This window comes from Pseudomonas sp. LTR0 (genome assembly GCF_036630035.1).
Lineage (GTDB): Bacteria > Pseudomonadota > Gammaproteobacteria > Pseudomonadales > Pseudomonadaceae > Aquipseudomonas > Aquipseudomonas putida_Y.
Genome location: NZ_CP123734.1, coordinates 5,180,945 through 5,202,158 on the forward strand (window position 1 = coordinate 5,180,945; position 21,214 = coordinate 5,202,158).

Genomic DNA, 21,214 nt, shown 5'->3' on the forward strand with positions numbered 1-21,214 from the left:
TTGGCTGCCAAGAAAAAACCTGCCCCGAAACGCGGCGCCAGCCGCCAGACGGCACCGGCCAAACAGCCGATCCCCGGCTGGGTATGGCTGGCGGTCGGCCTGACCGTAGGCGCGTTCATCGTGTTCCTGATGAAGCTCGAACCCGGTGGCGACGACATCAAACGCACCAAACCCGAGCAGCAGAAGCCGGCGAAAACGGCCGAAGCCGGCAAGCCAGCGCAAGCTACCCCGCAACAGCCGGTGAAGCCGAAGTACGACTTCTACACGCTGCTGCCGGAGTCTGAGGTGATCGTGCCGCCGGAAGCCGTACCGGAGAAAACGCCACCAGTGCCGGCCCAGCCGGTAGCTCCGGTAACACCAGCAGAAGCGGCGAAAATCGACACGGCGAGGGCCCAGGCAGCACTGCTCGGCCAAACCCCGCCACCGCCACCACCTGTGATCAAGCCGGCTGCGACCACGCAGTACTTCCTTCAGGCAGGCTCGTTCCGCAAGCAGGCCGATGCCGACAAGGTACGGGCACAGATCATCCTGCTGGGCCAGTCGGTGAAGGTGGAGTCGGGTACGGTCAAGGAGGAAACCTGGTACCGCGTGCTGGTCGGGCCGTTCAGCAACCGCGAGCAATTGACCGGGGCACAGAAGCAGCTGGCTGGGGCCGGTTTCAGCAACCTGTTGCTGCAACAGCGGCAGACCCGCCAGTAACAAAGAAGGCCTTGCCGCAGCGGTGCGACAAGGCCTTTTTTATATAGGCAGCATTACCCGTGAGTGGGCTGTAAAACAGCCACGGCACCGTCAGCCCCGCCCCGCATTCCTCTCGGACACCTGGGTGTTCAACGTCCAGAAGTCATACAGCACCCCCACCAGGAACAACCCACCGGTAAAGAAGTAGATGATCGCGGTGATCCACTTGCCCTGATACAGCCGGTGCAGGCCAAACACCCCGAGGAAGGTCAGCAGAATCCAGGCGATGTTGTAGTCGATACGCCCGGACTGAAACCTCAGGTCGGCTTCACGGTCCATGGACGGGATCAGGAACAGGTCGATCAACCAACCAATGCCCAGCAAGCCCAAGGTGAAGAACCAGATGGTCCCGGTAATCGGCTTGCCGTAATAGAAGCGATGGGACCCGGTGAAGCCGAAAATCCACAGCAGGTAGCCAATGGTTTTGCTGTGGGTGTCGTGAAAGGGCACCCCCTGTTGATAACTGTTCATTCATAGCCCCCGTGGGTTATCCGAAAATTTTCTAAGAAAAAATGTGACTTTCTCGTCGCAAGCCGACATACGGCACCTGGACAATCGACCAACGGATCAATGATTGATCAAAAAGCTGTTATAAAGTTGCGCGCCCAACACATAACTATTCATAAGAGCTTCATCTATGCCGCCTTTGATCAAGACATGGCTGACCCTCTGCCTATTATTGCCCCTGGCCGCCCACGCCACCAATCGTGAGCAACGTCTTCCCAATGGTTTTACCGGCTACACGACCAACGCGTCGGTGAAACACGCACCCGCCAAGCAGACCGCGCTGCGCGCCCGCCCAAGCAACGCCGTCAGCAGCCGCGGTGCCAATGTCGCCGCCATGTCGCCGAAGCAAAGCAGCGACGTGCTCAGCCGTGCGGTAAATGTGCTCGGTACCCCTTATGTTTGGGGCGGCAGCAGCCCGAAAAAAGGCTTTGACTGCAGCGGGCTGGTCAAATACGCCTTCAACGACGTCGCTGACGTCAACCTGCCGCGCACCTCCAATGCCATGGCCCAGGGCCACGGGGTGAAGGTGGCCAAGGGTGATCTGAAGCCCGGCGACCTGATCTTCTTCAACATCAAGAGCCGTCGGGTCAATCACGTAGCCATCTACCTGGGTAACGACCGCTTCATCCACGCGCCACGCCGTGGCAAGCGGGTGAGTATCGACACCTTGAGCAAGCCTTACTGGCAGAAGCACTACGTGGTGGCAAAGCGGGTACTGCCAAAGGAGCAGCAACAGCTGAACCTGGCCAAGCGCTAACAGGTCCGGCCTCTTCGCGGGCAAGCCCGCTCCCACACCCAGCACAGCCTTTAAAACCTGTGCCGTACCTGTGGGAGCGGGTTTACCCGCGAAAAGGCCCTGACAGGCACTAGAGATCACCGATCACCCCCTTCGCCCTCAGCCTCCGCAACGCCCCCTCCATCGTCCGCATCCCCTCAGCCGCCCCGCCCTGCATCACCGAAGACAACTGCGCCAACCGCCCCTCCCGAACCAGGTTACGCACCGCCGGCGTCGCCACCAGCACTTCCCGCGCAGCCACCCGCCCACCTTCCACACGCTTGACCAGCAACTGCGCGACCACCAGGCGCAGCGACTCGGCCAGCATCGCCCGCACCAACGGCTTTTCCTCGGCAGTAAAAACCTCCACCAACCTGTCGATGCAGCTGGTCGCCGAACGCGCATGCACGGTTGCCAGCACCAGGTGCCCGGTTTCGGCCGCGCGCAGGGCCAGGCGAATGGTTTCCAGGTCGCGCAACTCGCCGATCATGATCACGTCCGGGTCCTGGCGCAGTGCACTGCGTAGCCCCTGAGCAAAGCCGCGACTATGGCGCCCCATCTCACGCTGGTTGACCAGGCTGCGCTGGCTGTCATGGATGACCTCGACAGGGTCCTCCAGGGTAATGATGTGCAGTGCCCGCTCGCGGTTCAACTGGTCGAGCAGCGTTGCCAGGGTGCTGGACTTGCCGCTGCCGGTCGGCCCGCCGACGAGGATCAAGCCATCACTGCATTGCGCAACAGCTTGAAACACATCCGCAAGGTCCAGCTCGCTCACCGTGGCAATGCGCCCTGGAATCAGCCGAAAGGTCACCGCCGGGCCATTCAACTGGCGAAACAGGTTCAACCGAAAGCGCCCAAGCGCCGGCAACTCCAGCGCAAGGTCCAGTTCATCGCCTTGGGCCCACTGCTGGCACTGGTGGTCATCCAGCACGCTCGCCATGCCCTCGATCAAGGCATCCGCGCTCAAGGGCGGCAAGCCCATACGCTGCAACTCGCCATCCAGGCGCAGCATTGGAATCTGGCCCGTCGCCAGGTGCAGGTCCGAAGCCCCCGCATCCACAGCTCGGGCCAACAGGTCGGTCACATCCATGAGACTCCCCAAAGGCCTTCAAGCAGGTAGAATGCCGCAGACCCTACAGCTGCCGGCATTGATCCATGTCCACCCTAGCAGACAACCTTTCCGCGATTTCCGCCCGTATCGCCAGTGCTGCCCAGGCAGTCGGGCGTGATCCGGCCAGCGTCCAGTTGCTGGCCGTGAGCAAGACCAAGCCCGCCAGCGCTATCCGCGAGATCCATGCCGCCGGTGTGCGCGACTTCGGGGAAAATTACCTACAGGAAGCACTGACAAAGCAGCAGGCCCTCAGCGACTTGCCCTTGATCTGGCACTTCATCGGCCCCATTCAGTCGAACAAGACCAAAGCGATCGCCGAGCACTTCGACTGGGTACATTCCGTGGACCGCCTGAAAATTGCCCAACGCCTGTCGGAACAGCGCCCTGCCGGGTTGGCGCCGCTGAACATCTGCCTGCAGGTAAACGTCAGCGGCGAAGACAGTAAATCCGGCTGCACCCCGGCCGACCTACCCGCGTTGGCCAAAGCCGTAGCCGCACTGCCCAACCTGCGCCTGCGCGGGCTGATGGCAATCCCGGAACCCACCGAAGACCGCGACACCCAGGAGGCCGCCTTCGCCAGCCTGCGCAAGTTGCAGGAAGACCTGGGGCTTGGCCTGGACACCCTGTCGATGGGCATGAGCCACGACCTGGAAGCGGCCATCGCCCAGGGCGCGACGTGGGTACGGATTGGCACGGCCCTGTTCGGAGCCCGCGACTACGGCAACACCTGATTCCATGCTTCACTCACTCTTTTCCACAAGGACCTGACATGAGCAAGACACGTATTGCCTTTATCGGCGCCGGCAACATGGCCGCCAGCCTGATCGGTGGTCTGGGTGCCCAGGGCCTGGACGCCTCGCAGATCCGCGCCAGCGACCCGGGCGCCGAGACCCGCAGTCGCATCCAGGCCGAGCACGGCATTGAAGCCTTCGAGGACAACGCCCAGGCCATCGATGGCGCTGACGTCATCGTGCTGGCGGTCAAGCCACAAGTCATGAAAACCGTCTGTCAGGCACTGCAACCCAACCTGCAGGATGGCCAGCTGATCGTTTCCATCGCCGCCGGCATCACATGCGCCAGCCTGCAAAGCTGGGTGGGCGCTCGCCCGGTAGTGCGCTGCATGCCCAACACCCCGGCTTTGCTGCGCCAAGGCGTGAGCGGCCTGTACGCCACCGCTGAAGTGTCCGGCGAACAGCGTCAGCAGGCCGAACAACTGCTGTCGGCCGTGGGCACCGCCCTGTGGCTGGAGCAGGAACAGCAACTGGACGCCGTGACTGCTGTGTCTGGTAGTGGCCCGGCGTACTTCTTCCTGCTGATCGAGGCCATGACCGCGGCCGGCGAAAAACTCGGCCTGCCACGCGAAACCGCCTCCCAACTGACCTTGCAGACGGCCCTGGGCGCCGCGCGCATGGCGGTTGCTAGCGATGTCGATGCCGCCGAACTGCGCCGCCGCGTCACCTCGCCCGCCGGCACCACGGAAGCGGCGATCAAGTCGTTCCAGGCTAGCGGCTTCGAAGCCATCGTCGAGCAGGCGCTGCAGGCTGCAGCCACGCGCTCCGCCGAGCTGGCCGAACAACTGGGCAAATAAGGAGCTTTAGATGAATGCACTGTCAGGCGCCGCGATTTTCGTGGTGCAAACCCTGGTAAGCCTTTACCTGGTAATCGTCCTGCTGCGCTTCGTACTGCAGTTGGTCAAGGCCAACTTCTACAACCCGCTGTGCCAGTTCGCAGTTCGTGCCACCCAACCGCTGCTCAAGCCGATCCGCCGGATCATCCCTAGCGTTGGCGGGCTGGATACCTCGTCGCTACTGCTGGCGGTGGTCATCCAGGCTCTGCTGATGGGCTTCGTGCTGATGGTCACCTACGGTACTTTCGGCGACGTCCTGCACCTGCTGATGTGGGCAATCATCGGCATCACCTCGCTGTTCCTGAAGATTTTCTGGGTGGCGATGATCGTCATGGTGATCGTTTCCTGGGTTGCACCCAACAGTCACAACCCGGCGGCCGAACTGGCCTACCAGATCAGCGAGCCAGTGCTGGCGCCGTTCCGCCGGCTGGTGCCAAATCTGGGCGGCATGGACATTTCGCCGATCTTCGCCTTCCTGGCGATCCAGGTGATCCAGTCGTTTGTCATGCCCCCTCTGGCCGCCTACGCCGGCATGCCTCAAGAGCTGTGGCGAATGATCTGAGGCTCGCCAGCCCCAGCTTGCCCCCAGTCGCAAGCCTTTGCTTGCCGCTGGGGGTAGCGCTCTTTAGACTTACGCCTCCGTCAAGCGTGAGCAGGGTCGATGTCAACTGTCTTTCCCGAAGATTCCGTCGGTCTGGTAGTACCGCAAACAGCCCGGTTCGATGAACCGCTGGCACTGGCCTGTGGCCGTTCACTGGCCAGTTACGAACTGGTCTACGAGACCTATGGCACCCTGAACGCCAGCGCGAGCAATGCCGTGCTGATCTGCCATGCCCTGTCCGGCCATCACCATGCCGCTGGTTACCATGCCGCCACCGACCGCAAGCCGGGCTGGTGGGATAGCTGCATCGGCCCCGGCAAGCCAATCGATACCAACCGCTTCTTCGTAGTCAGCCTGAACAACCTCGGTGGCTGCAACGGCAGCACTGGCCCCAGCAGCGTCAACCCTGCCACCGGCAAACCGTATGGCGCCGATTTCCCTGTACTGACCGTAGAGGACTGGGTACACAGCCAGGTGCGCCTGGGCGAGCGCTTGGGCATCCAGCAGTGGGCCGCTGTCGTGGGCGGCAGCCTTGGCGGCATGCAGGCACTGCAATGGACCATCAGCTACCCCGAGCGTGTGCGCCATTGCGTCGACATTGCCTCGGCGCCCAAGCTGTCGGCGCAGAACATCGCCTTCAACGAGGTGGCGCGCCAAGCCATTCTCACTGACCCTGAGTTCCATGGCGGTTCGTTCCAGGACCAGGGCGTGATCCCCAAGCGCGGCCTGATGCTGGCACGCATGGTCGGGCACATTACCTACCTGTCCGACGACTCGATGGGTGAAAAATTCGGCCGTGAGCTGAAAAGCGACAAGCTCAACTACGATTTCCACAGCGTCGAGTTTCAGGTCGAAAGCTACCTGCGCTATCAGGGCGAAGAGTTTTCCGGCCGTTTCGACGCCAACACCTACCTGCTGATGACCAAGGCACTGGACTATTTCGACCCGGCCGCCAAGCAGGGGGGTGACCTGGCAGCCACCCTGGCCCACGTCACGGCGGACTACTGCATCATGTCGTTCACCACCGACTGGCGCTTCTCTCCGGCCCGTTCGCGCGAGATCGTCGACGCACTGATGGCTGCGCGCAAGAACGTCTGTTACCTGGAGATCGATTCGCCCTACGGGCACGATGCCTTCCTGATCCCCACACCTCGCTACATGCAGGGTTTCTCGAACTACATGAACCGCATTGCCATCTGAGGACAGCATGAGAGCCGATCTGGAAATCATCCACGACTGGATCCCCGCCGGCAGCCGGGTACTCGACCTGGGCTGCGGTAGCGGCGAACTGCTGGCCTCGCTGCGTGACCGCAAACAGGTCACCGGCTATGGCCTGGAAATCGACGCCGACAACATCGCCGCCTGCGTGGCCAAGGGCGTCAACGTCATCGAACAAGACCTGGACAAAGGCCTGGGCAACTTCGCCAGCAACAGTTTCGACGTGGTGATCATGACCCAGGCCCTGCAGGCCGTGGAGTACCCCGACCGCATCCTCGACGAAATGCTGCGCGTGGGCCGTCAGTGCATCATCACCTTCCCCAACTTCGGCCACTGGCGCTGCCGCTGGTACCTGGCGACCAAAGGCCGCATGCCGGTATCGGACTTCATGCCGTATACCTGGTACAACACGCCGAACATCCACTTCTGCACCTTCGCCGACTTCGAAGAACTTGTGCACGAACGCCGAGCCAAGGTACTCGACCGCCTGGCGGTCGACCACTTGCACCGCAATGGGTGGGGTGGGCGGCTATGGCCTAATCTTCTAGGTGAGATCGGCATCTACCGCGTCAGCAGCCCGGGCCTGCAAGAGCAGCCGCTCGCGGTCTGACGCCCACCGGAGGAATCGCCCCATGCGCCGCCTAGCCCTGTTCCTGATCAGCCTGTGCCTGGCCCTGCCAGTATTGGCTGCCGATGCCGCACGCCCCGAGCGCAAGGAGGTATTTGGCGACGTGACGGTGCACTACAGCGCATTCACGTCGAGCATGCTCACTCCCGAGGTGGCAGCGGCCACCGGCCTGGTTCGCAGCAAGAACCAGGGCGTGCTCAACATTACCGTACTCAAGGCCAGCAAACCGGCCACAGCGGTGGTCAGCGGCACGATCAAGGACCTGACCGGGCGCAGCAGTCCGCTGTCGTTCAAGCAGATTACCGAACAGGGTGCGGTGTACTACATCGCCCAGTTCAAGATCGACCAGCCAGAAACCGTCACCTTCGACCTGAACATCGAAACCGGCGGCATCAGCAACTCTCTCCGCTTCAACCAGGAAGTGTTCCCAGGCGAATGATGAATTTCCAGCAACTCGTATTGGCCAGCCACAACGCCGGCAAACTCAAGGAACTCCAGGCCATGCTCGGCCAATCCGTGCAACTGCGCTCGATTGGTGAGTTCAGCCAGGTAGAGCCGGAAGAAACCGGCCTGTCGTTCGTCGAGAACGCCATCCTCAAGGCGCGCAACGCCGCCCGCATTTCCGGCCTGCCGGCTCTGGCCGATGACTCCGGTCTGGCGGTGGATTTCCTCGGCGGCGCGCCGGGCATCTACTCGGCACGTTATGCCGATGGCCAGGGTGACGCGGCAAACAACGCCAAGCTGCTCGAAGCCTTGAAAGACGTGCCTGAAGGTGAGCGCAGTGCACAGTTCGTCTGCGTTCTGGCACTGGTGCGTCACGCCGACGACCCATTGCCGATCCTGTGCGAAGGCCTGTGGCAAGGGCGCATCCTGTTCGAGGCCAGCGGTGAGCAGGGCTTTGGCTACGACCCGCTGTTCTGGGTACCGGAGCGCAACTGCTCCAGCGCCGACCTGGCCCCGGCAGACAAGAACCAGCTCAGCCACCGCGCCCGTGCCATGGTCCTGCTGCGCCAACGTCTGGGCCTGGCATGATCGAAATGCTGTCGCCATCCGGCGCGGCGGGCTTTACCAGCCTGCCGCCGCTGGCGCTGTACATCCACATCCCGTGGTGCGTACGCAAATGCCCTTATTGCGACTTCAACTCCCACGCTGCCGGGCCTGAGCTACCGGAAGATGCCTATGTCACAGCCCTGCTCGACGACCTCGACCAGGAACTGGCTGCCGTACAAGGCCGCCCGCTCAGCTCGATCTTCTTCGGTGGCGGTACGCCAAGCCTGTTCAGTGCCAACGCCCTCGGCCGGCTGCTGCGCGGCGTAGAGCAACGTATTACGTTCGCGCCAGACATCGAGATTACCCTGGAAGCCAATCCGGGCACCTTCGAGCAGGACAAGTTCAAGGCCTACCGGCAGACCGGCATCAACCGCCTGTCGATCGGTGTGCAGAGCTTCCAGCCAGCCAAGCTGGAAGCACTAGGGCGCATCCACAATGGCGACGAAGCGGTTCGGGCCGCTGGCATGGCGCGCGCGGCCGGTTTCGACAATTTCAACATGGACCTGATGCACGGCCTGCCCGACCAGTCGCAGGACGACGCGCTGGCTGACCTACGCCAGGCCATCGACCTGGGCCCGACACACCTGTCGTGGTATCAGCTGACCGTGGAACCGAACACGGTGTTCTGGAACCAGCCGCCAGAGCTACCCGAAGACGATATCCTCTGGGATATTCAGGAAGCCGGCCAAGCGCTGATGGCCGCGCACGGCTACCGCCAGTACGAGGTATCAGCCTACGCCCAGGCAGACCGCGCCGCCCGGCACAACCTCAACTACTGGCGCTTCGGCGACTTCATCGGTATCGGCGCCGGCGCCCACGGCAAGCTCACCTTTGCCGACGGGCGCATCCTGCGTACCTGGAAGACCCGCCTGCCCAAGGATTACCTGAACCTGGCCAAGCCGTTCAAGGCCGGCGAGAAGCTGCTGCCAGTCGATGAACTGCCGTTCGAGTTCCTGATGAACGCCCTGCGCCTGACCGATGGCGTGGAAGCCGAACTGTTCACCCAACGCACCGGCTTGCCACTGGCGCAGCTGCATGAGGCACGCCGTGCCGCCGAACAAAAGGGCCTTTTGCAGGTCGAACCGGATCGACTGGTAGCCACGCCGAGGGGCCAGTTGTTCCTCAATGACCTGCTGCAGTATTTCTTGACCTAAGGATGACCCATGGATCTGGTACTTGATCTGCTCGCGACGGTTTCCCGCTGGAGCCGCAGCAACCTGTCGGAGATTTCACTAGCCTTGGTAGGCTGCCTGCTGGTGCTGTTCGGCACCGATGTCAAAGCCTGGGCAGAGCAACGCCTGGGGGGCTTGGCCGGCGCCCTGCGCGTGCCGTTCATGGCGCTGATGGTAATGATCGGCAGCGGTGCCGCGCTGATCTATGCCACGCCGTGGGTGGTGAAGGGGCTGAGCCAGTTCAACAACTATGCGTTGGCGCCTGTGTTGCTGGTGGTGCTGGTATTGATTGGCGTGGTGGCGGATCGCCGAGGCTGAGCCAATGGCCCCGGGCCCTTGTAGGAGCGGGTTCACCCGCGAAAGGGCCGGCCGTGCTGGCCAATCTCCACCCACCGTTCACCGTTGCCGCCACTACCGTATTCGCGGGTAAACCCGCTCCTACAAAGAAAAAACCGCCCTTCTCAAGGCGGTTTTTTCGCCTGCATTCCTGCAAGCATCGGCACATCGAGAAGCCGTATCAGCCGCTCAATCCACCTTCTCGAACTTCAAGTCCCACACCCCATGGCCCAGCCGCTCACCGCGGCGTTCGAACTTGGTGATCGGGCGCTCTTCGGGGCGCGGCACATAAGTGCCGTCTGCCGCACGGTTGCGATAGCCAGGAGCTGCGCTCATCACTTCCAGCATGTACTCGGCATACGGCTCCCAATCGGTGGCCATGTGGAACACACCACCAGGCTTGAGCTTGCGACGTACCAGCTCGGCGAACTCCAGCTGGACGATGCGGCGCTTGTGGTGACGCGCCTTGTGCCAAGGGTCTGGGAAGAACAGCATCAACCGATCGAGGCTGTTATCCGCCACGCAACGGTTCAGCACCTCGATGGCATCGCAGTCATACACCCGCAGGTTTTTCAGCCCCTGGGTCAGCACGCCATTGAGCAGCGCGCCAACACCCGGGCGGTGCACTTCCACACCGATGAAGTCCTGCTCAGGTGCGGCAGCCGCCATTTCCAGCAGGGAATGGCCCATGCCGAAGCCAATCTCCAAGGTGCGCGGGGCCGAACGGCCGAACACCTGGTCGTAGTCAACCGGGCTGTCAGCCAGTGGCAGGATGTACAGCGGGCCGCCTTGGTCCAGGCCGCGTTGCTGGCCTTCGGTCATGCGCCCGGCACGCATCACGAAGCTCTTGATGCGGCGGTGTGGGCGGGCGTCGCCGTCGGGGGTGATCGGCGTATCGTGCGATTCAGTCATCAGTTGCTCTTACTTGATCAGACCATCCAGCGGCGAAGAGGCGCTGGCATAGAGTTTCTTCGGCATACGACCGGCCAGATAGGCCATGCGACCCGCAACAATGGCGTGTTTCATGGCCTCGGCCATCAGCACCGGCTGCTGGGCATGGGCAATGGCCGAGTTCATCAGCACTGCCTCACAGCCCATTTCCATGGCGATGGTGGCGTCGGATGCGGTACCCACGCCAGCATCGACCAGCACCGGCACCTTGGATTCTTCCAGGATGATCTGCAGGTTGTAGGGGTTGCAAATACCCAGGCCGGTGCCAATCAGGCCTGCCAGCGGCATGACCGCGATGCAGCCGACTTCGGCCAGCTGACGGGCGATGATCGGGTCGTCGCTGGTGTAGACCATTACATCGAAACCTTCCTTGACCAGCACTTCGGCAGCCTTGAGGGTTTCGATCACGTTAGGGAACAGGGTTTTCTGGTCGGCCAGCACTTCCAGCTTCACCAGCGTGCGGGACTCGTGCGATTTACGCCCATCGAGCAGTTCGCGGGCCAGACGGCAAGTGCGTACCGCTTCCACCGCATCAAAGCAGCCTGCAGTGTTCGGCAGGATGGTGTACTTGTCGGGCGACAGTACATCGAGCAGGTTCGGCTCGCCCGCGTTCTGGCCAAGGTTGGTGCGGCGCACAGCGACAGTGACGATTTCGGCACCCGAGGCCTCGGTGGCCAGGCGGGTTTCTTCCATGTCACGGTACTTGCCGGTACCGACCAGCAGGCGCGACTGGAAAGTACGCCCGGCCAGGGTGAAGGGCTTGTCGCTACGAACGTTGCTCATCGTTGTTCCTCGGGAAAAGGTTGCAGGGCTTGCTTGTGAACCGCCGGGCTGCTGTCAGCCGCCACCGATGGCGTGGACCACTTCGACCTGGTCGCCGTCATTCAGCAGCGTGCTGTCGTGCTGGCTGCGCGGCACGATATCCAGATTCAGTTCCACTGCAACACGGCGCCCGGTCAGTTCCAGGCGCGCCAGCAGGGCTGCAACGCTTTCGCCGGCAGGCAGTTCGTAAGGTTCACCGTTCAATTTAATGCGCATGCGCACGGCCACCATTGTTCTTTGGGGCCAGCATTCTAGCGCCGAACCGCCCTGCAACCCAAGGGCGGTGCGCGCCATTAGTCGTGATTGTGGACCACTCGGTCAGCCCAGCCGCCAGGCTGCCAGGCCCAGGCACAACCAGCCGCCGAGGAAGCACAAGCCACCAATCGGGGTGATGATGCCAAGCTTGCCGATGCCGCTGAGGGTCAGCAGGTACAGGCTGCCGGAGAACAGCACGATGCCCAACGCAAACAGGCCGCCGGCCCACCCCACCAGGCGCCCGGGCAGGTGCGCCGAGAGCACCGCAACGCCGAAGATCGCCAAGGCATGGACCAGTTGGTAAGTCACGCCGGTATGGAAGATCGCCAGGTAGTCAGCCGTCAGCCGGTTTTTCAGGCCATGAGCGGCAAAGGCGCCCAGGGCGACCCCGGTAAAGCCAAAAAAGGCGGCAAGCATCAGGAAGCTGCGAAGCATGGGACGACTCCTTGTATCGGGTCTGTATAATGGCCCCTTCCACCCTTAGGGCCAAGCCATCGACATGCTGTCAACGCTTATCCGTCGCCTTTCCCGTGCCCTGCTCTGGTTCGTTGCCTGCAGCATCGTACTGGTGCTGGTGTTCCGCTGGGTCCCACCGCCCGGCACGGCGCTGATGGTCGAGCGCAAGGTACAGTCTTGGGTGAGTGGTGAACCGATCGACCTGCAGCGCGACTGGGAGCCATGGGAGAACATCTCCGATCAGCTCAAGGTCGCAGTCATTGCTGGCGAGGACCAGAAGTTCGCCAGCCACTGGGGCTTCGACATCCCGGCCATTCAGGCGGCGCTGGCCCACAACGAGCGCGGCGGCAACATTCGCGGCGCCAGCACCCTGACCCAACAAGTGGCCAAGAACCTGTTTCTGTGGTCAGGCCGCAGCTGGTTTCGCAAGGGGTTGGAGGCCTGGTTCACCGCGCTGATTGAGTTGTTCTGGTCGAAGGAACGGATTCTCGAGGTCTATTTGAACAGCGCCGAGTGGGGCAAGGGCGTGTTTGGCGCCCAGGCGGCGGCGCGTTATCACTTCGGTGTCGACGCCAGCCGGCTCAGCCGCCAGCAGGCGGCGCAGCTGGCTGCGGTGCTGCCTAGTCCGATCAAGTGGAGCGCCAGCCGGCCGAGTGCGTATGTGGCCAGCCGGGCCAGCTGGATTCGCCGGCAGATGAGCCAGTTGGGCGGGCCCAGCTACCTGATGCAGCTCGACACGTCGCGCAACAAGCTTTGAGTTTTGCGGTGATGCGCAAATCGAGCGCCGCCCGCGCGGCGCATCGCGAGCTGCGCTCGCTCCTACGTTTGTTTCGGGCCAATCATTCCTATGGGATCTGCGCGCGGTCGCCTTGGCGCATGCCCCCATTCGCGTTGAACAAACAAGGCGGTCGCGCGCGCCTGTCACAGGCGTTACCGGCCTGAAACAAACGTAGGAGCGAGCGCAGCTCGCGATGCGCCGCGCGGGCGGCGCTCGACCTCACAGGCGCCACACCCCTCACGCCGAGCACAAAAAAAGCCGCTCACCCCATCAGGGCCAGCGGCTTTTCTTTACAACCAAGACTCGATCAGGCAGCGATCAACGCCTTGACCTTGTTCATCGCATTCTTCTCCAGCTGGCGAATACGCTCAGCCGATACGCTGTACTTGTCTGCCAGTTCGTGCAACGTGGCCTTCTCTTCCGCCAGCCAACGCTGATAGAGAATATCGCGGCTACGCTCGTCCAAACCTTGCAGCGCTTCGTGCAGGTTGCTGGTGGAGTTGTCACTCCAGTCGGCATCCTCCAGCTGCACCGCCGGATCGTAACGGTGGTCTTCCAGGTAATGCGCAGGCGACTGGAATGCGCTGTCGTCGTCCGCTTCCGCTGCCGGGTCGAAGGCCATGTCCTGGCCGCTGAGGCGGCTTTCCATCTCGCGCACTTCGCGCGGCTCGACGCCAAGGCTTTCCGCCACGCGATGCACTTCGTCGTTGTTCAGCCACGCCAGGCGTTTCTTCTGGCTACGCAGGTTGAAGAACAGTTTGCGCTGAGCCTTGGTGGTAGCCACCTTCACGATACGCCAGTTGCGCAGAATGAACTCGTGGATCTCAGCCTTGATCCAGTGCACCGCGAACGACACCAGGCGCACGCCCATTTCCGGGTTGAAGCGTTTGACGGCTTTCATCAGGCCGACGTTGCCTTCCTGGATCAGGTCAGCCTGAGCCAACCCGTAGCCGGCATAGCTACGGGCGATATGTACAACGAAACGCAGGTGGGCCATCACCATCTGACGAGCGGCCTCGACATCCTGCTCATAATAGAGACGCTCGCCCAGATCACGCTCCTGCTCGACCGTCAGCAGCGGAATGCTGTTGACCGTGTGCACATAGGCTTCCAGGTTTGCACCGGGTACCAGGGCATAGGCAGGTTGCAACGATGTGGTCATTCAAGAACCTCCGACTTACAAAACTCGCACCTTGTGGGCGCTGCCAACATTGACCTGGAACGACGGTACAAGTTCCGCAGTGAAGAAAATGTCAATGCTGACACGTAAAAACTATCGCGGCGCCAGCTCGTTCAAGTGGCGGGCGACTGCAATCCATGCACCGATATACCCCAACAACACTGCTCCGATCAAGAGCGACAGACCATCGGAAGCCGGAACGCCGCCCAGAGCGAAGTCACTGCCATACAGTCCGGAAAGCCCTACCACCGCCTCGTTCAGCCAGTTCAGGCCAAACGCCAGGATGCCCCACGCCAGCAGGCCTGCGCCCAGGCCATACAGGGCGCCCATGTACAGGAAAGGCCGGCGCACGTAGGCGTCGGTGCCGCCGACCAGCTTGATCACTTCGATCTCGATACGACGGTTTTCAATGTGTAGACGAATTGTGTTACCGATTACTAACAGCAGGGCAGAAATCAGCATCACGGCCAGACCGAAGACGAAGCGGTCACCCAACTTGAGGATGGCTGCCAGCCGCTCGACCCAAACCAGGTCCAGTTGCGCCACGTCCACCCGCGGCAGCTCCGACAGGCGCTGACGCAAGGCTTCCAGGGCTGGCTTGTCGACCTCGGTCGGAGTTACAACCACCACACCCGGCAGTGGGTTGTCTGGCAGTTCGCGCAGGGCCTCGCCCAGCCCGGACTGCTGCTGGAACTCCTCCAGCGCCTGCTCGCGGCTGACATACTGGGCGTCCGCCACGCCAGGCATGCCCTTGATCTCGTCGCGCAGCGCTTCGCCATCACGGCTGCCAGCATCAAGCTTGAGGTACAGCGAAATCTGCGCAGCGCGCTGCCACGAACCGCCAAGCTGCTCGACGTTCTTCAGCAACAGGGACAGGCCCATCGGCATGCTCAGCGCCACTGCCATCACCAGGCAGGTGAAGAAACTGCCAATCGGTTGCTTGCCCAGGCGGCGCAGGCTGTCGGCCAGGCTGGCACGGTGGCTTTCCAGCCAGGCATGCAGCAGGGTGCGGAAGTCCGGGCCATCATCGTCTTCCCCGCGTTTTTTCTTCGCAGGTTGCGGATCGGCCGGTTTCGGTGCGACCCGCTCGGAAACCTTCGGAGTACGTGTAGTGTTCATTGCCCGGCCTCCCCATCGCCGATCAAGCGGCCGCGTTGCAACGTCAGCATGCGGTGGCGCATGCGCGCGATCAGTGCCAGGTCGTGGCTGGCGATCAATACCGTCGTGCCCAGGCGGTTGATGTCCTCGAACACGCCCATGATCTCTGCAGCCAGACGCGGGTCGAGGTTACCGGTGGGCTCGTCGGCCAGCAGCAGAGCCGGCTGGTGAACGATGGCTCGGGCGATACCGACCCGCTGCTGCTGCCCGGTGGACAGGTCGGCCGGGAACAGCTCGCCTTTGTCGGACAGCGACACACGCTCCAGGGCCGAGTCCACGCGCTTGGCGATCTCGACCTTGGACAGGCCGAGAATCTGCAGCGGCAAGGCAATGTTGTTGAACACGGTGCGGTCGAACAACAGCTGGTGGTTCTGGAACACCACGCCGATTTGCCGGCGCAGGAACGGGATTTGCGCATTGCTGATCTGGCCCAGGTCCTGCCCTGCCAGCATCAGCTTGCCGCTGGTCGGGCGCTCCATGGCCAGCAACAGGCGCAGCAGGGTGCTCTTGCCAGCGCCCGAGTGGCCGGTGACGAACAGGAATTCGCCCCGGCGCGCCCGGAAACTCAGCTCATGCAAACCCACATGACCATTGGGATAGCGCTTGGCAACCTGCTCGAATCGGATCATGGTCAATCTCGCTCGGCGAACAGAGCCTTGACGAACGGCTCGGCTTCGAAGGTACGCAGGTCGTCGATGCCTTCACCGACGCCGATGAAACGGATCGGGATGTTGAACTGCTTGGCCAGGGCGAAGATCACCCCGCCCTTGGCAGTGCCGTCCAGCTTGGTCAGGGCCAGGCCGGTCAGCTCGACGCTCTGGTTGAAGTACTTGGCCTGACTGATGGCGTTCTGGCCGGTGCCGGCATCAAGCACCAGCAGCACCTCGTGCGGTGCCTCAACGTCGAGCTTGCCGATAACCCGGCGAACCTTCTTCAGCTCTTCCATCAGGTTATCTTTGGTGTGCAGGCGACCGGCAGTGTCGGCGATCAGCACGTCAACGCCACGGGCCTTGGCGGCCTGCACGGCATCGAAGATTACCGAGGCAGAGTCGGCGCCCGTGTGCTGGGCGATCACCGGAATCTGGTTACGCTCGCCCCACACCTGCAACTGCTCGACCGCCGCTGCACGGAAGGTATCACCGGCAGCCAGCATTACCTTCTTGCCTTCCAGTTGCAGCTTCTTCGCCAGCTTGCCGATGGTGGTGGTCTTGCCGGCGCCGTTCACGCCAACCACAAGGATCACATAGGGTTTGTTCTGGGCTTGTACGTTCAGCGGCTGCTCGACCGGGCGCAGCAGCGCAGCCAGTTCTTCCTGCAACGATTTGTACAGGGCATCGGCATCGGCCAACTGCTTGCGCGCGACCTTCTGGGTCAGGTTCTGGACAATGGCCGAGGTAGCCTCCACACCCACGTCGGCTGTCAGCAGGCGCGTTTCGATTTCGTCGAGCAGGTCGTCATCGATGACCTTCTTGCCGAGGAACAGGCTGGCCATGCCCTCGCCGATGCTGGCACTGGTCTTGGACAGGCCTTGCTTGAGGCGCGCAAAGAAGCCGGGCTTGGCCTGTTCGGCGGGAGCCGCAACAGGGGCCGCGGGAACTGGTACCGCGCGTTCCGGGATGGCGGGCGGCGCTTTCGGCTCCAGGTCCGGCACCAGGGCGACGGGCTCTTCGGCAACCGGCAGCACCAGGTTGCTGACCGGCGCTGCGGCCTCGACAGGGGCAGACTCGACAGGGGCCGCCTGCAAGGGCATGGACGCGACCGGCTGCGGTGCAGGCGCCACCAGCGGCCGGGACGCGACCGGCTCGGGCTCAGGGGCCTGCAACGGCTGGGACGCAACCGGTTCAGGGACGGGGGCCTCGACTACCGGGGGCCGGGCGGGTGCGGCGACCGGCTGCGGCTCAGCCAGCTGTGGAGCCGCAGGGGCCTGAACGGGTTCGGGGGCCTGTGGCACTTCGGCGGTTGAGCCCTCGACCGGCGCGGCTGCAGACTGCTCGGCAGCGGGGGGTTCATTCGCGGGCACGCCCGCTCCCGCAGGTGGCTGCGGCTTCTTGCGAAACCAGCTGAACAGGCCTTTCTTCTCACCAGCCTCGGCCGGCGCTTTTTTGTCGTCGTTGGAACCAAACATGGAAGACGGCTATCTCAGGGTAGCGATGGGCCAGCGAGGGCCAATCAGGAATTCTCTCTACGCAGAACAGACTATCTTGAAGCCGGCTGGTTCATGCGCAACGTTTTGTCTTAGTGTCCTGTGGGCCAGAACGGCGACAGGCATGGTCGCCAGGCAACCGGATCAGTATCCTAGCACCTCCTGGCCCGCCGACGCTAAACCCAGCGGGCCGCCGAACAGGTTAAACACCGTATGAATGCTCTAGCCCGCCGCGCCGCTGGCCTGTTGCTCGGCACGCTCTGCCTGCCGCTCGCGGCATTTGCCGCCGATGTGCAACCCACCCACGAATTCATCCTCGACAATGGCCTGAAGGTTGTGGTCCGCGAAGACCATCGCGCCCCGGTGGTGGTCTCGCAGATCTGGTACAAGGTCGGCTCGAGCTACGAGACCCCGGGCCAGACCGGATTGTCCCATGCACTGGAACACATGATGTTCAAGGGCAGCGCCAAGGTCGGCCCCGGCGAGGCTTCGCGCATTCTGCGTGACCTCGGCGCCGATGAAAACGCCTTCACCAGCGACGACTACACCGCCTATTACCAAGTGCTGGCCCGCGACCGCCTGCCGGTAGCCCTGGAACTGGAGGCCGACCGCCTTGCCAGCCTGCGCCTGCCTGCCGACGAGTTCAGCCGCGAAATCGAGGTCATCAAGGAAGAACGCCGCCTGCGCACCGACGACCAGCCCAATGCCAAGGCATTCGAGCTGTTCCGCGCCATGGCCTACCCGGCCAGCGGCTACCACACGCCGACCATTGGCTGGATGGCAGACCTGGAGCGCATGAAGGTCGAGGAGCTTCGCCATTGGTACGAGTCCTGGTACGCCCCCAACAACGCCACCCTGGTGGTGGTCGGTGATGTCACCGCCGACGAGGTCAAGGGCCTGGCGCAGAAGTATTTCGGCAATATTCCCAAACGCGCCGTACCCCCAGCCAAGCTGCCCTTGGAGCTGGCCGAACCAGGTTGGCGCCAGTTGACCCTGCACGTACGAACCCAGCTGCCAAGCCTGATCTACGGTTTCAACGTGCCCGGCCTGCCCACCGCCAAGGACCCACGTACGGTGCATGCACTGCGCCTGATCTCGGCACTGCTCGACGGCGGCTACAGCGCCCGCATGCCGGCACGCCTGGAGCGTGGCCAGGAACTGGTCGCCGGCGCTTCGTCCAGCTACAACGCTTTCACCCGCGGCGACAGCCTGTTCCTGATCTCGGCGACGCCGAATGTGCAGAAGCAGAAAACCCTCGCCGACGTCGAGAAAGGCATCTGGCAGTTGCTTGACGAACTCAAGAGCACGCCACCCAGCGCCGAAGAGCTGGAGCGCGTACGCGCCCAGGTCATCGCCGGCCTCGTCTACGACCGCGACTCCATCAGCAGCCAGGCCACCACCATCGGCCAGCTGGAGACCGTCGGCCTGTCCTGGAAGCTGATCGACAGCGAACTGGACGAGCTCAAGCGCGTCACCCCGCAGGACATCCAGAACGCCGCGCGCACCTACTTCACCCGCGAACGCCTGAGCGTTGCCCATGTACTGCCTGAGGAGTCCGCTCATGAGTGATCGCCGCGCACCACGCCCAACCCTGCTGGCCACGGGCATTCGTGCCCTGGCGCTGGCGGCTGTGCTGGCCGCTCCGGCCATGGCCGATAACGCTGCCAAGGCCGACAGCAGCGCAGCCCGCCCGGCCAACACCTTGCAATCGCTGGCCGAACTGAATGGCAAGGCACCCAGCCGGCGTCAGTTGAACATCCAGCACTGGAACACCGCCGAGGGTGCCCGGGTGCTGTTCGTCGAGGCCCGCGAACTGCCCATGTTCGACCTGCGTGTCACCTTCGCCGCCGGCAGCAGCCAGGATGGCGGCACGCCAGGCCTGGCCGCTCTGACCAACGCCATGCTCAACGAGGGCGTGGCCGGCAAGGACGTCACCGCCATCGCCGAGGGCTTCGAAGGCCTGGGTGCAGACTTTGGCAACGGTTCCTACCGCGATATGGCCGTGGCATCACTGCGCAGCCTCAGTGCCAAGGACAAGCGCGAACCGGCCCTCAAGCTGTTTACAGAGGTAGCGGGCAAGCCGACATTCCCCGAAGATGCCCTCAAGCGCATCAAGAACCAGATGCTGGCAGGCTTCGAATATGAGAAGCAGAACCCGGGCAAGATCGCCGGCAAGGCCCTTTTCGGCAACCTCTATGGCGACCACCCCTACGCCCACCCAAGCGACGGCACCGCAGAGAGCATCGCGGGCATAAGCCTGGCACAACTGCGCGCGTTCCACGCAAAGGCCTATACCGGCGGCAATGCGGTAATCGCCCTGGTCGGCGACCTCAGCCGTGCAGAAGCCGAAGCCATCGCCGCCCAGGTATCTGCCGGCCTGCCCAGGGGCCCGGCGCTGGCCGCACCGGCCCAACCAAAAGACGCCAAGGCTGGCTTGACCCACATCGACTTCCCGTCCAAACAGACCCACCTGATGCTGGCCGAACTGGGGATCGACCGCCAGGATCCGGACTGGCCAGCCCTGTCGCTGGGCAACCAGATCCTTGGCGGTGGTTCCTTCGGTACCCGGCTGATGAGCGAGGTGCGGGAGAAGCGCGGGCTGACCTACGGCGTTTACTCGGCATTCAGCCCGATGCAGGTGCGCGGCCCATTCATGATCAACCTGCAAACCCGTGCCGAGCTCAGCGAGGGCACGCTCAAACTGGTGCAAGACATTCTCGCCGACTACCTGAAGACGGGCCCGACCCAACAGGAGCTGGACGATGCCAAGCGTGAGCTGGCCGGCAGCTTCCCGCTGTCCAATGCCAGTAATGCCAGCATCGTCGGCCAACTGGGCGCGATCGGCTTCTACAACTTGCCGCTGACCTGGCTGGAGGACTTCATGCAACAGTCCCAGGCCCTCACCGTCGAACAGGTCAAGGCAGCCATGAACAAACACCTGTCAGCCGATAAACTGGTGATCGTCACCGTTGGCCCGAAAGTGCCACAAAAACCGCTGCCAGCACCCACTGACAAGCCCTCCGAGCAACCGCTCGGGGTACCGGAGCACTAATGCCAAGATCCACCCCTCCCGCCCGCCCGCAAGCGGGCAAAAGCAAGGGCCAGGGCCACCTGCGCATCATCGCCGGCGAGTGGCGCAGCCGCCGCCTGGCGGTGCCGGAAGGCGAAGGCCTGCGGCCAACGCCTGATCGCGTGCGGGAAACCGTATTCAACTGGCTGGCCCCCTACATCGAGGGTGCCCGCGTGCTGGACGCCTTTACCGGCAGTGGCGCTCTGGTGCTCGAAGCCCTGTCCCGTGGGGCCGAGGACGCCGTGGCGCTGGATAGCAACCCTGCGGCCATCGCCAACCTGAAGAACAACCTCGAAATCCTGCGCTGTCCCCGCGGGCAAATTCTGCAGACCGACGCCCTGCGCTACCTGCACGGCCCGGCCAAGCAGCAGTTCGATGTCGTGTTCCTCGACCCGCCGTTCCACCAGGACCTGCTGGCCAACACCTGCAACTTGCTGGAGCAGAATCAGTGGCTGGGCGAGCAGGCATGGGTCTACACCGAAAGCGAAGCGGCACCCTCGACCTTGCAGTTGCCAGGCAACTGGCGCCTGCACCGCGAGAAGAAGACCGGCCAGGTGCACTACGCACTCTGGCAGCGGGGCTGATTACCCGCGGGTTGGATGTACTTAGTTACCGCATCCCACCTGCGCCATGGTTGA

At 63.0% G+C, this 21,214-nt stretch carries 24 protein-coding genes and 1 pseudogene; 15 read left to right on the forward strand and 10 right to left on the reverse strand.

The window, feature by feature from the left end; translation table 11 throughout:
• Positions 1 to 699, forward strand: a complete 699-nt coding sequence (locus QCL51_RS23625; RefSeq protein WP_053870424.1) for an SPOR domain-containing protein — start codon at positions 1 to 3, stop codon at positions 697 to 699.
• 90 nt (positions 700 to 789) lie between these two features.
• Here QCL51_RS23625 and QCL51_RS23630 read toward each other — a convergent pair whose 3' ends face one another.
• Positions 790 to 1,209, reverse strand: a complete 420-nt coding sequence (locus tag QCL51_RS23630; protein ID WP_028697535.1) for a TM2 domain-containing protein — start codon at positions 1,207 to 1,209, stop codon at positions 790 to 792.
• 166 nt (positions 1,210 to 1,375) lie between these two features.
• Here QCL51_RS23630 and QCL51_RS23635 point away from each other — a divergent pair, with 166 nt between their 5' ends.
• Positions 1,376 to 2,002, forward strand: a complete 627-nt coding sequence (locus tag QCL51_RS23635; RefSeq protein WP_028697536.1) for a C40 family peptidase — start codon at positions 1,376 to 1,378, stop codon at positions 2,000 to 2,002.
• A 109-nt stretch (positions 2,003 to 2,111) separates the two neighbouring features.
• On the opposite strand, the gene QCL51_RS23640 is transcribed toward QCL51_RS23635, so the two are convergent.
• Positions 2,112 to 3,110 carry a PilT/PilU family type 4a pilus ATPase gene (locus QCL51_RS23640; protein ID WP_338444358.1) on the reverse strand — a complete coding sequence of 333 codons (999 nt, stop codon included), beginning with the start codon at positions 3,108 to 3,110 and terminating at the stop codon, positions 2,112 to 2,114.
• A gap of 65 nt (positions 3,111 to 3,175) precedes the next feature.
• On the opposite strand from QCL51_RS23640, the gene QCL51_RS23645 reads away from it, so the two are divergent.
• The 9 genes from QCL51_RS23645 (at position 3,176) to QCL51_RS23685 (ending at position 9,745) form a co-directional block, all read left to right on the forward strand.
• The gene (locus QCL51_RS23645; RefSeq protein WP_021783666.1) at positions 3,176 to 3,862 is read left to right on the forward strand and encodes a YggS family pyridoxal phosphate-dependent enzyme; all 687 of its coding nucleotides are present in this window, start codon (positions 3,176 to 3,178) and stop codon (positions 3,860 to 3,862) included.
• Between the two features lie 38 nt (positions 3,863 to 3,900).
• Complete coding sequence (proC, locus tag QCL51_RS23650) at positions 3,901 to 4,719, forward strand: pyrroline-5-carboxylate reductase (RefSeq protein ID WP_338444360.1); 819 nt, start codon at positions 3,901 to 3,903, stop codon at positions 4,717 to 4,719.
• Between the two features lie 10 nt (positions 4,720 to 4,729).
• Positions 4,730 to 5,320 carry a YggT family protein gene (locus tag QCL51_RS23655; RefSeq protein WP_012053960.1) on the forward strand — a complete coding sequence of 197 codons (591 nt, stop codon included), beginning with the start codon at positions 4,730 to 4,732 and terminating at the stop codon, positions 5,318 to 5,320.
• A 99-nt stretch (positions 5,321 to 5,419) separates the two neighbouring features.
• Entirely contained in the window at positions 5,420 to 6,559 is a 1,140-nt protein-coding gene (locus tag QCL51_RS23660) for a homoserine O-acetyltransferase (RefSeq protein WP_021783665.1), read from the forward strand.
• 7 nt (positions 6,560 to 6,566) lie between these two features.
• On the forward strand, positions 6,567 to 7,187 hold the full coding sequence (gene metW / locus QCL51_RS23665) for a methionine biosynthesis protein MetW (protein WP_021783664.1): 621 nt from the start codon (positions 6,567 to 6,569) through the stop codon (positions 7,185 to 7,187).
• 22 nt (positions 7,188 to 7,209) lie between these two features.
• On the forward strand, positions 7,210 to 7,644 hold the full coding sequence (locus QCL51_RS23670; RefSeq protein WP_021783663.1) for a DUF4426 domain-containing protein: 435 nt from the start codon (positions 7,210 to 7,212) through the stop codon (positions 7,642 to 7,644).
• Positions 7,641 to 8,237, forward strand: coding sequence for an RdgB/HAM1 family non-canonical purine NTP pyrophosphatase (rdgB, locus tag QCL51_RS23675; RefSeq protein WP_021783662.1), 597 nt, complete (start codon positions 7,641 to 7,643; stop codon positions 8,235 to 8,237). Before QCL51_RS23670 ends, rdgB begins: the two co-directional genes overlap by 4 nt.
• Complete coding sequence (hemW, locus tag QCL51_RS23680) at positions 8,234 to 9,409, forward strand: radical SAM family heme chaperone HemW (protein WP_021783661.1); 1,176 nt, start codon at positions 8,234 to 8,236, stop codon at positions 9,407 to 9,409. The genes rdgB and hemW overlap by 4 nt, the downstream gene beginning before the upstream one ends.
• Before the next feature lie 9 nt (positions 9,410 to 9,418).
• On the forward strand, positions 9,419 to 9,745 hold the full coding sequence (locus tag QCL51_RS23685; protein WP_003249095.1) for a DUF3392 domain-containing protein: 327 nt from the start codon (positions 9,419 to 9,421) through the stop codon (positions 9,743 to 9,745).
• A 207-nt stretch (positions 9,746 to 9,952) separates the two neighbouring features.
• Here QCL51_RS23685 and trmB read toward each other — a convergent pair whose 3' ends face one another.
• The 4 genes from trmB to QCL51_RS23705 all read right to left on the reverse strand — a co-directional run bounded on the left by trmB (position 9,953) and on the right by QCL51_RS23705 (position 12,226).
• The gene (gene trmB / locus QCL51_RS23690) at positions 9,953 to 10,675 is read right to left on the reverse strand and encodes a tRNA (guanosine(46)-N7)-methyltransferase TrmB (RefSeq protein WP_019097204.1); all 723 of its coding nucleotides are present in this window, start codon (positions 10,673 to 10,675) and stop codon (positions 9,953 to 9,955) included.
• A 9-nt stretch (positions 10,676 to 10,684) separates the two neighbouring features.
• Positions 10,685 to 11,497: a thiazole synthase gene (locus tag QCL51_RS23695; RefSeq protein ID WP_003249091.1), complete on the reverse strand. Its 813-nt coding sequence runs from the start codon at positions 11,495 to 11,497 to the stop codon at positions 10,685 to 10,687.
• Positions 11,498 to 11,551: 54 nt separating this feature from the next.
• Entirely contained in the window at positions 11,552 to 11,752 is a 201-nt protein-coding gene (gene thiS / locus QCL51_RS23700) for a sulfur carrier protein ThiS (RefSeq protein WP_003249090.1), read from the reverse strand.
• A gap of 102 nt (positions 11,753 to 11,854) precedes the next feature.
• Positions 11,855 to 12,226, reverse strand: coding sequence for a DUF423 domain-containing protein (locus QCL51_RS23705; RefSeq protein ID WP_021783659.1), 372 nt, complete (start codon positions 12,224 to 12,226; stop codon positions 11,855 to 11,857).
• A 29-nt stretch (positions 12,227 to 12,255) separates the two neighbouring features.
• Here QCL51_RS23705 and mtgA point away from each other — a divergent pair.
• Positions 12,256 to 13,004 (forward strand): annotated as a pseudogene (mtgA, locus tag QCL51_RS23710) (monofunctional biosynthetic peptidoglycan transglycosylase).
• 328 nt (positions 13,005 to 13,332) lie between these two features.
• On the opposite strand, the gene rpoH reads toward mtgA, so the two are convergent.
• From rpoH to ftsY, 4 genes are all read right to left on the reverse strand, one after another.
• Complete coding sequence (gene rpoH, locus QCL51_RS23715) at positions 13,333 to 14,187, reverse strand: RNA polymerase sigma factor RpoH (RefSeq protein ID WP_003249083.1); 855 nt, start codon at positions 14,185 to 14,187, stop codon at positions 13,333 to 13,335.
• 111 nt (positions 14,188 to 14,298) lie between these two features.
• Positions 14,299 to 15,324 (reverse strand): permease-like cell division protein FtsX, encoded by a 1,026-nt coding sequence (gene ftsX / locus QCL51_RS23720; protein WP_021783657.1) that lies wholly within the window; start codon positions 15,322 to 15,324, stop codon positions 14,299 to 14,301.
• Entirely contained in the window at positions 15,321 to 15,992 is a 672-nt protein-coding gene (ftsE, locus tag QCL51_RS23725) for a cell division ATP-binding protein FtsE (protein ID WP_003249079.1), read from the reverse strand. The genes ftsX and ftsE overlap by 4 nt, the downstream gene beginning before the upstream one ends.
• A gap of 2 nt (positions 15,993 to 15,994) precedes the next feature.
• Positions 15,995 to 17,488, reverse strand: a complete 1,494-nt coding sequence (ftsY, locus tag QCL51_RS23730; RefSeq protein ID WP_021783656.1) for a signal recognition particle-docking protein FtsY — start codon at positions 17,486 to 17,488, stop codon at positions 15,995 to 15,997.
• A 231-nt stretch (positions 17,489 to 17,719) separates the two neighbouring features.
• Between ftsY and QCL51_RS23735 the strand changes: the two genes are divergently transcribed.
• The 3 genes from QCL51_RS23735 to rsmD are packed head-to-tail and all read left to right on the forward strand — an operon-like array spanning position 17,720 to position 21,160.
• Positions 17,720 to 19,075, forward strand: a complete 1,356-nt coding sequence (locus tag QCL51_RS23735) for a pitrilysin family protein (RefSeq protein ID WP_021783655.1) — start codon at positions 17,720 to 17,722, stop codon at positions 19,073 to 19,075.
• A complete protein-coding gene (locus QCL51_RS23740) occupies positions 19,068 to 20,558 on the forward strand; it encodes a pitrilysin family protein (protein ID WP_028697541.1) in 1,491 nt (496 codons plus the stop codon). The genes QCL51_RS23735 and QCL51_RS23740 overlap by 8 nt, the downstream gene beginning before the upstream one ends.
• Entirely contained in the window at positions 20,558 to 21,160 is a 603-nt protein-coding gene (rsmD, locus tag QCL51_RS23745; protein ID WP_021783653.1) for a 16S rRNA (guanine(966)-N(2))-methyltransferase RsmD, read from the forward strand. Before QCL51_RS23740 ends, rsmD begins: the two co-directional genes overlap by 1 nt.
• Positions 21,161 to 21,214: the final 54 nt, after the last annotated feature.